Origin of the sequence: Desulfovibrio sp., from assembly GCF_014803725.1 — a bacterium.
Classification (GTDB): domain Bacteria; phylum Desulfobacterota; class Desulfovibrionia; order Desulfovibrionales; family Desulfovibrionaceae; genus Desulfovibrio.
Window position 1 is genome coordinate 1 of the sequence record NZ_JAAVBE010000013.1, and the last position, 9,836, is coordinate 9,836.

General features: G+C 62.8%; 10 protein-coding genes and 1 pseudogene. 3 read left to right on the top strand and 8 right to left on the bottom strand.

Features of this window, described 5'->3' with window-relative positions; genetic code table 11:
- The 6 genes from HDR50_RS04110 to HDR50_RS04135 form a co-directional block, all read right to left on the bottom strand.
- Positions 1 to 371: transposase (locus tag HDR50_RS04110; protein WP_291356176.1), on the bottom strand; the 371-nt coding region annotated here is incomplete at its 3' end.
- 232 nt (positions 372 to 603) lie between these two features.
- On the bottom strand, positions 604 to 2,181 hold the full coding sequence (locus HDR50_RS04115; protein ID WP_291356178.1) for an outer membrane homotrimeric porin: 1,578 nt from the start codon (positions 2,179 to 2,181) through the stop codon (positions 604 to 606).
- A 42-nt stretch (positions 2,182 to 2,223) separates the two neighbouring features.
- Positions 2,224 to 3,723, bottom strand: coding sequence for an SLC13 family permease (locus HDR50_RS04120; protein ID WP_291356180.1), 1,500 nt, complete (start codon positions 3,721 to 3,723; stop codon positions 2,224 to 2,226).
- 22 nt (positions 3,724 to 3,745) lie between these two features.
- The gene (locus HDR50_RS04125; protein ID WP_291356182.1) at positions 3,746 to 3,967 is read right to left on the bottom strand and encodes a ferredoxin family protein; all 222 of its coding nucleotides are present in this window, start codon (positions 3,965 to 3,967) and stop codon (positions 3,746 to 3,748) included.
- 48 nt (positions 3,968 to 4,015) lie between these two features.
- Entirely contained in the window at positions 4,016 to 5,683 is a 1,668-nt protein-coding gene (locus HDR50_RS04130) for an FAD-binding protein (protein WP_291356184.1), read from the bottom strand.
- A 121-nt stretch (positions 5,684 to 5,804) separates the two neighbouring features.
- Positions 5,805 to 6,482 (bottom strand): Crp/Fnr family transcriptional regulator, encoded by a 678-nt coding sequence (locus HDR50_RS04135; protein ID WP_291356186.1) that lies wholly within the window; start codon positions 6,480 to 6,482, stop codon positions 5,805 to 5,807.
- Between the two features lie 372 nt (positions 6,483 to 6,854).
- Here HDR50_RS04135 and HDR50_RS04140 point away from each other — a divergent pair, with 372 nt between their 5' ends.
- Entirely contained in the window at positions 6,855 to 7,589 is a 735-nt protein-coding gene (locus HDR50_RS04140) for a hydrolase (RefSeq protein WP_291356188.1), read from the top strand.
- Positions 7,590 to 7,823: 234 nt separating this feature from the next.
- Positions 7,824 to 8,623, top strand: a pseudogene (locus HDR50_RS04145) (ZIP family metal transporter).
- A gap of 44 nt (positions 8,624 to 8,667) precedes the next feature.
- Here HDR50_RS04145 and msrB read toward each other — a convergent pair.
- Entirely contained in the window at positions 8,668 to 9,081 is a 414-nt protein-coding gene (gene msrB, locus HDR50_RS04150) for a peptide-methionine (R)-S-oxide reductase MsrB (RefSeq protein ID WP_291356190.1), read from the bottom strand.
- Positions 9,082 to 9,094: 13 nt separating this feature from the next.
- Between msrB and HDR50_RS04155 the strand changes: the two genes are divergently transcribed.
- Positions 9,095 to 9,265 carry a hypothetical protein gene (locus HDR50_RS04155; protein ID WP_291356192.1) on the top strand — a complete coding sequence of 57 codons (171 nt, stop codon included), beginning with the start codon at positions 9,095 to 9,097 and terminating at the stop codon, positions 9,263 to 9,265.
- Positions 9,266 to 9,368: 103 nt separating this feature from the next.
- Here the strand turns inward: HDR50_RS04155 and HDR50_RS04160 are convergent, their stop codons facing one another.
- The gene (locus tag HDR50_RS04160) at positions 9,369 to 9,599 is read right to left on the bottom strand and encodes a hypothetical protein (RefSeq protein WP_291356194.1); all 231 of its coding nucleotides are present in this window, start codon (positions 9,597 to 9,599) and stop codon (positions 9,369 to 9,371) included.
- Between the last annotated feature and the right edge of the window lie 237 nt (positions 9,600 to 9,836).

Genomic DNA, 9,836 nt, shown 5'->3' on the forward strand with positions numbered 1-9,836 from the left:
CTATCAGGCTCGACGCGCTCCTCAATGATGGGCATCAGCGTTTCTGTTCGCGCATTGGGGATTATGGCCGTATAAACCTTCCCGTTGCGCTTCAGTAACCCGAAAACCGCTATTTTCCCGGCAGCTCCCCGGCGTCGCTTGCCTTTTCTCACTCNGCCAAAGTAGCTTTCNTCGGCCTCAACTTCCCCTGACAAGCGATAACTGGGGAGATGCATGGCTATTAGACGACGGAGGCGCATGAAATACGAGATGGCGGTGTTGCGATTTACACCCGNGATTTCTCCCNCAGCACGCGCGGTTGCGCCAGCAACGAAAAACTTTATAAGTTNAGCCTGTTGACGCGAATTTANCCGANTTCGCCGCNCGTACATATTCTATCCTAGCAATTTNTCCTTAGCTAGGACAGCCCCTTTAACTATTATTCCACTGCGTTACATCATATTTTTACTCTCTGTACATTAATTTGGCGTCAAAACGACGAAGTCCCGCAAGGCGTTTTACACCTTGCGGGACNTCGTTTTTGAAGGCGCAGGGCNGGGNCCCTGTCCATGTGCGGGAGGGTAGGCGCGGGGCCTCCNCTCTCCCCCCTGGTTAGAAGGAATATTAGAAGGAATAAATGAAGAGGGCGCTCACGTTCCAGGCGTCGCGGATGCCGCGCTTGCCGCCGCCCGTGGTGGCGAGGCCCCAGGTGTCGTCGGACTTGTCCAGCATGAGGTGGACGTAGCTTGCCTCGAGGTTGACCGCGAGGTTCTCGTAGATCTTGTACTGGTTGAACAGGCCCATCTCGAGGGCGTAGTCCTTGTCCGTGAGGTAGATGTTGTCGCGGCCCACGGGCACGGTGTAGTCGGTATTGTCATTGACGTTGGGCGACATCCACTGGCCGGTGCGGTCGTGGATCTTCTCGAGGATGCNGGAGCTGTTGGTGCCCCCCCACAGGCTCACATGGAGCGTGTGCCGCAGCTTCGGGAGAAANCTCATGTTCTTGAGCCGCGCGCCCACGCCCCAGGTGCCGATGAGGGTGTTAGCGAGGACGCGGTCCCGCTCGAGGCCATTGATGTCCGGCCCGGCGAAGGTGTCCGAGAAGCCGGAGACGCCGAAATCGTTGACGATATAGGGCATGCGCTCTGAGCCGTTGCCGAGGTCGTCATCGTCGCCCGAGGCGTACCAGCCGTAGATGCCGGGAATGCCCCAGTCGAGCTTGTACTCGAAGAGCAGGGCGCCCATCCAGCCTTTGCGGTTCATGGCCGCGTCGTCCATCCAGTCCACGCTGCCGTANGTGAATTCCCAGGCGATGCGGAACGGGTCCCACATGGTCAGCTCGCCGGTGAGGCCGCCCCACCAGGCGTTGCCGTATTCGCTGGGCGTTTTGCGGTTGATGGCCTTCTTGTTGGCCAGAAGCGGGAACATGCCGCTCCAGAAATAGTTGCCGTCAGGCGCGTTGATGCGCTGCCCGAAGAAGGCGTTCTCGCCTTCGGCGGGTTTTTTGGCGGTGCGGAAGGTATTGGGGCCGATGGCGCCGTAGATGCCCCAGGGCGTCATGGCCANGCCGTCGAAGGTGAGCGGGATGAAGAGGCCGCCAAAATCCGTATTGTCGAGGAAGCCGTCCTCGCGCCCGTTGGCGGAGATGTAGTTGTCATTGTACGGTCGCATCCAGAAGCCGGTGACGCTGACATTGTCGTTGATCTTGTAGTTGGCCGTGATGCCCGCGCCGTCGGCGGTCATCACCGTGGGGCCGTCCAGGGCGAAATAGGGCGAGCGGAAGGCCTGGATGCCCATGCGCACCGAAAGGTCGGTTTCGGGCACCATCCAGTCGATATAGGCGCGCTTGAGCTTGATGACGTCGGACGCGTCCGCGCCGAGCGCGGCGCCGCTTTGCTTGCCCGTGGCCTTGCCCCAGATGAACTTGCCGATTTCAAAATAGACCTGGCCGCTCAGGCTTTCGGAGGCCACGGCGTCCAACTGGAGGCGCACGCGCGAGCGGGCCTCAAAGTCGTCCTCAAGGCTGTCGTAGCCCGTGTGCCCCTTGTCGGTGAAATTGCCGTTCTGGCCGTACTGGGCGCCGAACAGCCACCAGCCGTGCGCCTTGAAGTCGATGGCCCGCGCCGGAAGCGCCCCCAGGCACAACAAAAGCGTCGCCACAAGGCCGGCCAGAGAACCATGCCATAACCGTTTCTTGATCATACCTCCACCTTCCTTCATGGATTTGTGAACGGCAGCGCGTTCTCAGGCCCACGACGAGCCAAGAATCGCTGCGCCGAAAAGCCAGCAGAAGAGAAACGTTATCAGGGAGACCGTGAGCGTCACGCACAGCCCGTACCAGATGAAGTCCCGCGGGTTGACATACTCCCCGCCGCCCATCATGGCCGCCGCGCCGGTGAGGGAGGAAAAGGGGAACATGATGGCCACATTGCAGGCAAAGCCCACCGAAAGGCAGGCCGCCAGTGGATGGAAGCCATAGAGGGAAGCGAGGCTCGCGGTGATGGGCAGCACCAGGGCCGCCAGGGCCAGATTGCTGACGATCTGGGAGGCGAGGCCCGTCAGCACGACCATGATGAGCCAGACCCAGGCCCCGGAAATATTGCCGAGGGCGGACTGGATGAGCCCGGCCACCCACTTGTCGACGCCCCCCTGCAGGAGGACGTTGCCAAAGGTGATGGTGCCCACCATGATGAGCAGGATATTCCAGGAAATGTTGCGCACGGCCTGGTCCAGGTCCATGGAGAAGATGAGCTTTCCGCTTTCGGGGTCACGCCGCAACGGGATGAGGAAGGTGGCGAGCCCCATGAGGACGGCCACAAATGGCGCGTTGAGCAGCTTGACGCCCGCCTTCCAGCCAGCGAGGGCGGCCAGCTGGGGGCCGGCGCACCAGAGCAGGAGCGCAACGGCCATGACGCCCATGGCGATATGCTCATAGCGTGTCACCGGTCCGAGGTTTTTGAGGCTGTCGCGCAAAAAGTCGTCGGACATGGGCAGGCGCGACGCCGCCCCCCGCAGCGGGAACACGAGAAGGCACAGACCGAACATGGCGAGAAGCGTGACCACCGTGAGCGGCATGCCCAGGGCCGTCCACTCCCAGAAGGAGGTCTCATGCGNAAGCACGGTGGCGATGAGCCCGATGACNACCATGTTCACCGCGCCCCCAAGGGGCGTGCCCGCGCCGCCCACCGAGGGCGCCACGGCGGAAAGCACCGCCAGGGAACGCATCATGCCGTTGCTCGGGGGGAGATGACAGGAGCGGCCGATGCTGACGGCAATGGAAACGAAGAGGATGGCGAGAGGGATATTGGGCGCAATGGCCGAGAGCAGCCCCGCGCTCATGGTGAAGACGAGGAGAAAGCGGATGGCGCTGCCCTTGATGAAGGGCAGGTTGAGGCACCAGTACGCATAGCGCATGATGAAATTGCTCTCCTTCAAAAGCCCGATGATGATGGTCGCGCCAAAGACCATCATGCAGGAGGGGGCGCTGAAGGCCTGGAAGGTCTTGACCGCCGGGAGCACCCCGAGGATGGCGAAAATGGGGATGCTCATGAGCGAGGTCAGCGGCATGGGCAAGATCTCGCTGATCCACCACACCAGGAGCCAGACGCCCCCCGCAAGGCAGCGCATGCCGTCGGGGTTCATCCCCTCGAGCGGGGGCAGGTCCTTGATGATCCAGCAGAGGACAGGGCCGAGGGCGATGAAGAAAAGCTGCAAGGCAAGGGCTTTTTGCTGTTTGCCAGGCATGTTCCTCTCCTTGACGCGGCCGTCAGCCGCGTTCCTGATACATGGGCTCGAGGTTGAGGGGCAGTCGGATTTCCACCGCGCCCGTGGGGCACTCGATGACGCAGGCGTTGCAGTGCCAGCATTCATCGGGATAGGTCACAACGGGCACGGCGCCCCGGACGCTGCCGTAAAAGACGTCCGACTGGCAGGCCTCGACGCAAAGAAGGCATTTCTTGCACTGGTCTTCATGGATAAAGGGAGGCATCGTTTTTTCCTCACTGGTGATAGGGACGCGTATGTCTGTTCTGAAACCCTAGCGCTTGCGCACGGCGCGCCATTCCATTTCGTCCTGTCCGTCCTTGCGGCGTAGCACCAGGAGCTTGTTCAGGTGCGGATGGGTGAAGGGATAGTCCTTGCGGATATGCTTTGCCCGCGTCTCCTTGCGCTCGCGCGCGGCGCGGATGACGAGGGCCCCCACATCCAGCAGGTTGAGGATCTCCGCGCATCGGGCCAGTTCATGCGGGTTGCCGGCCGCCAGCGTCTCACGGGCGCGCGCGGAGATGCGCGCCAGGTTGTCCGCGCCGGCCTTGAGCGTGGTCTCCGAGCGCGGGATGCCGGCATAGTCTCCCATGATCTGCTGGATGGCGTGGTTGGCCTCCTGCCAGGTGGCGTGCCGCGCGCCGCGCTCGCGGCCTCGGATGCTGCGCAACGTGTCCAGCACTGGGCTTTCGCAGGCCGCCGCGCCCGCGCCGTCCGCCGTGACGCCGCTCTCCCTGATGTCCCTGGCGGCGCTTTCGGCGGCCACCCAGCCGAAAACAGCGGCGCAGGAGATGCCGCCGAAAAATTCATCGCCCGCGGCATAGAGGCCGGGGAGTGAAGTGCGGGCGTTTTCGTCATAAAGGATGCCGCCGCGCGGGGAGAGTTCCTTGTCATAGGAGCGGAACTCCAGCGGCGTGGTGCCGATATCGAGCTCCTCGCGCTTAAAGAAGTTGAGCAGCGCGCCGTTGCCTTCGTTGTCCAGCCAGTGGGTCATGTATTCCACGCCCTCGCGGTCAAGGCCCGTGCAGTCCATATAGACGGGCCCGCGTGCGGAATCCCGGTAGTCCATGAAAATGTCCTGATAGACGTCCACCACGGCGTCGCCGTACTTGTTGTCCGGCCTGGTCACGAAGGGGCCCACAGGCTTGCCCGCCGAGTCGCGGAGGACGCCGCCCCAGGTGGCCTTGCCGGCCCGTGCGAGATAGACAGGCCCGCAGCGGAAGACCGGGATCTCGAGGCTCGCCAGGTCCGCGCCCGCCCGCCAGGCCATGGCGCGCCCGTCGCCCGCGCAGTTGGGGCACAGCCGCGCGTTGAAGAGCGAGGCGGGGGTACAGCCCGGGTAGAGCCGGATGGTGGAGCCGGTCGTCAGGACCACGGCGCCGGCCTCAAAGACGTGTTCTACGTCCTCCCGGGTGCTGATGCCCACGGCGCCGCACACGCGCCCGTCCCGCACGAGCAGGTCGCAGCACATGACGCGGTTGACGATCTCCACCCCGCGCTTGCGCGCCTCTTTTTCCAGGATCTTTTTCTGGTGCTTGCCCGCGTAATGCAGGTGGTTGAGCATGTCCCCCGGCATGCCGTGGCCGGCGAACTCCCACCTGCCGTTGTATTTCATGGGGATGCCCCATGAATCCCAGAGCTTGATCATTTCAAAGGAGCGCGACATCCACGTCCTGATAAAATTGATGTCGCGGATGGTGGCCTGCTGGCCGGTCTGGAATTCTTCGATCCAGGCGTTGAAATCCGTTCCGTGGTATTCCGGGATATAGCACTGGAAATGGTCATTGCCGGTGGCGCCGGCCCCGGAGTAGCGGACGTTGCTCTTGTCGGCCACGATGACCTTGAGGCCCAGCTCCGCGCCCCGTATGGCGGTCATGAGTCCCGCGATGCCCCCGCCCACCACGAGCAGGTCCGCCTGATGCCGTACCGTTTTCTCTGCCATGCCAATCTCCTTTTTGCGGGGTGCCCCCCGCGGGTGACGCCCCGGGCGCAGGGCGCAAAACAAGACCCTGCGGGTGCAGCAGTTTTTTCACTCCCCAACTGTCGTTTCTGGAAACTGCGGGTCAGTCCCGGCCGGGACCGTCCCGGACATGCTGCTCAAGGCGCGCCGGGTCCGGCACGCGCATACCCTCCCCCCTGCATTCCACGAGGCCCGCGGCGCGCAGGTGCGCGATGGCGTTGGTGACGGTAACGCGGTGCAGCCCGAGGTATTCGGCGAGGTCCGCATGGTGGATGCGGAAAAAATCCCCGGAGGACTCATTCATCCGCAAAAGAAAACTCCCCACGCGCTTCCAGGCCGGCATGAAATTCCACGCCTGGGAATCCTCGCTCTGCATGCGCACCTTGGTGGCCAGCAGCCGCATGATGCTCAGGCTCACCACGGGCTCCTTCGGGAGCAGCTCCCCGACGAGCTGGCGCCGGCTGAAAAAGACGGTCTCACCTGCATCCCGGCATTCCATGGAGTAAATGGCGCTCGAATCGGTGAACATGGAAATCTCGCCGATGATGGAGTGGGCGCGCATGAGCCACAAGGTCCGCTGCTGGCCGCTTTTGCCGAAGGCCACGGCCCGGAACGTGCCGGAGAGGCAGAAATGCACCCCGGCGGAACTCTCGCCAGGCCGGTAGATCATGGCGTGCGCCTGCCAGAAGCGCCGCTCGCCCAGCGGCAAAATCGACTCCCAGGCGGCAAACTCGGCAGCGGTGACCACGGGGGCAAGCAGGGCTGCTCGGGGATGTGGCATGGGGCCTCCATGACTGTCACGAAAAACCGGCGCACCGGGGCCGCGTTGCGGGGTCACTTTCAGGATCCGTCCGGCCCGGGCATGGGGTTCAATGTCTGTGTTGTGATTTTTTTAACGTCCTCTCCGCACAAAGTCAGTAGTGACGACTACAAGAGAGAAAATTTTCGTGCAGCGGGAAAAATTTCAGGGTATCCGGCATGAAAAGGGCCTGCGCATGGGCACGGGCATAGACGCAGCTGCGTGCGGGAAAAGCTCTTTTCCCCTGCGTGTGGGGCCGGGAGGCGGCGCGACAGCCGAGGATGCCCGGGGCGCGTCCCCCGCGCGCACCTGTCACCGGGGCACGTTCACATCCCCACCAAAAAGGAAGGGCACATGCGGATTAATATCCTGAACAAGGGCGCGGACAGAGTCTGCGCCGGGATTGTGGTGGCGGCATGCGCATGCCTGCTGTTTTCTGACACCTTTTTCACATGGTACATGAACACCACGCAAAACCACCCCTTCATGGCCGGTTTCGGCAAATTCGCGCTGCTCGGCACCCTTGGCGAAAGCTTGGCGCAACGGCTCCTCACGGGCCGCTACCTGCCCCCGGGCTTCCGCCCCCTCGCCCGCGCCCTCTTGTGGGGGCTGCTCGGCGTCTGCATCAGCGCGGCGTTCATCATTTTTTCGGCCGGCGCGCCGTGCATGCTGGCCGCCCTGGGCCTGGACTGGGCGCCCCGGGCCCTGACCGGGCCGCTGGGTATCCGCAAGGTTATCACCGCCTTCGCCATAAGCCTCACCATGAACACCATGTTCGCCCCGGTGCTGATGGTGGCCCACAAAATCGGCGACATGCGCATCGCAATGGTCGCGGATGGGCCGCGTTACCCGGGAGAAGGGTTCAACGTGGGCGCCACGCTGGCCGAAATCGACTGGAACCGCATGTGGGATCTGGTTTTGTACCGCTCCCTGTTGTTTTTCTGGGTGCCGGCGCATACCGTCACCTTTCTCTTGCCCCCGGCCTTCCGCGTCCTCTTCGCGGCTGTTCTCGGCGCAGTACTCGGGCTCATCTTGGCGTGGGCGGCCGCGCGTGAAAAGAAACCCGCGCCGCCTGAGGTCCTGCTGTAAGCAGGGAAAAGAAGGCCGGCGTGGGGAGGTGTCAGGAACGGTCAGATGCGGTCAGGGAGGGGTTTTTCTGGAAAAGACCGTCACGCGCCAGATTTAAATGGCGCCGCGAGGTGGAGCCGCCAACTGTCGGCAAATTATTTACAAATGTATTCCGGAAGGTTAGGCTGAATCGCCATATGACGTAGCGCCCATGAAATTCAGGTGCCGGAAAGCGGCCGGGCAACGGGAAAGGCAATGCTGGAGTTCATCCATCAGTCGCCGGCGCTGGCCGGGCTTTGCGCGGGCCTCATCACCTGGCTCTGTACCAGCCTTGGTGCGGGTGTGGTTTTCCTGAAGCAGGAGTTTTCCCGCAAGACGCTGGATATCCTGCTCGGCTTCGCGGGCGGCGTCATGCTGGCGGCCAGCGTGTGGTCCCTGCTGGATCCGGCCCTGGAGCTGGCGGCCCCCGCCTGGGGGAGATGGAAGTTCCTGCCGCCGGCCTGCGGCTTCCTGCTGGGCGCGCTCTGCCTGCGGCTGCTCGACTATGCCACCCCCCACATCCACCTCATGCTCGGCCCGACGGCCCCCAAAGCGGCCTGCCCCGCAACTTCCTCCTCGTTCTCGCCATCACGCTCCACAACATTCCCGAGGCCCTCGCCGTGGGCGTGGCCTTTGGCGCGGCCGGCCTCGACCCGGCCCTGGGCGTGGCCGGCGCCCTCACCCTGCTCTTCGGCATCGGCATACAGAATGTGCCCGAGGGCATGGCCGTCTCCCTGCCGCTCGTGCGCGAGGGCATGAGCCGCCGCAAGGCCTTCTTCATCGGTCAGCTTTCGGGCCTTGTGGAGCCGGTGGCCGCGGTCGCCGGCGCCCTGCTCACCTCGCTCGCGCTCTCCCTCCTGCCATGGGCGCTCGGGTTCGCGGCCGGGACCATGATTTTCGTCACCGTGGAGGAGGTCATTCCCGAAGCCCATGCCTCGGGCAACGGCGATGCCGCCACTCTGGGCGTCATCATCGGCTTTGTGGGCATGATGTGCCTGGACGTGCTGTTCAGCTGAACACGCGCGGCGCAGGAGGCCACACCCGGGCAGCGAGGCGTTTATCAGACCCGATCAGGGTCGTTCTTCCAGCAGTCCTTTTCCATGTCCGCCTCGGGGATGAAGCGCAGGGCCGCGTCGTTGATGCAGTAGCGCAGGCCCGTGGGGCCGTCCGGGAAGATGTGCCCGAGGTGGGAATTCCCCCCGGCGGAGCGGGCCTCTATCCGCCGCATGCCGTGGCTTTCATCAAGGCGCCTGGTGACATGGCCCCTGCCGATGGGCCGGGTGAAGCTGGCCCAGCCCGTGCCGGAATCGAACTTGGCGGATGAGGCGAAGAGCGGCTCCCCGGTGACCACGTCCACATAGATGCCCGGCTCGTGCCGGTTCCAGTGGGCGCCCGTGAAGGCCGGCTCCGTAACGCCCTGCTGGGTGACGGTGTATTGCAGGCGGCACTTCTCCCGGGAGGGGAACGATGACAATCCGCGTTGATTTATGCTGAGGGCAAAGCTGGTTGAATGGCCTCACAAGGCTTGGCAGCCGACCGAAACCGAAAACCATGCGGCGCTTCCTGTGCCGCTGAAAACCGAGGAGAAAACCAAGATTGCGTGGATTCCCGTGGCCATTGCCGTATTACAGGTAATCAAGGAAAGCATGGACGACTAGGTGTTCCTGACTAGCCTCCCGGCTGGAATGTGAAGGAGAAGCAGCCGGGGGGGCTAGGTAAAGGGAGCTGCGCGAAAATGAGGAACGTCAGGTCGGGACCGATTTAAAGCGCGACAATATGCTCGACAATGAAGTCGATAAACTGCTGCTTGTGATACCAGACTTCCTTGCCCATTTTAAACCGATTTTTCGGCCCGGTGCCAAGACTGTCACGATTGGCCATTGTTTTAGCGCTGACCAGCCCGAAGGTCAGCTTGGCGACATCCTTTCGGGCGATAATTGGCGGGAGGCTTTCCGAGAGCAGCCCGACTATCGGGTTTTCTTGGGTGGGCATTGGTCATCCTCCAAGGGTGGTGTCACTTGCGTGCATACCGTGAGGGGGGGTGATGAAAAATGACCGGAGCAGGATTGGGGAGCCGTCCTTACCGGGGGGGGGAAGATGTACCTTGGGGCTAGATAGTGTCGTCATTTCTCTTTTAATTTATGTAGCTTTCTGCTATCCTTTTCCAAAAGGAGGTAGACATGGAAACTGCACATCGTCGCCACGATATATCTGACAAGGTTTGGGAGC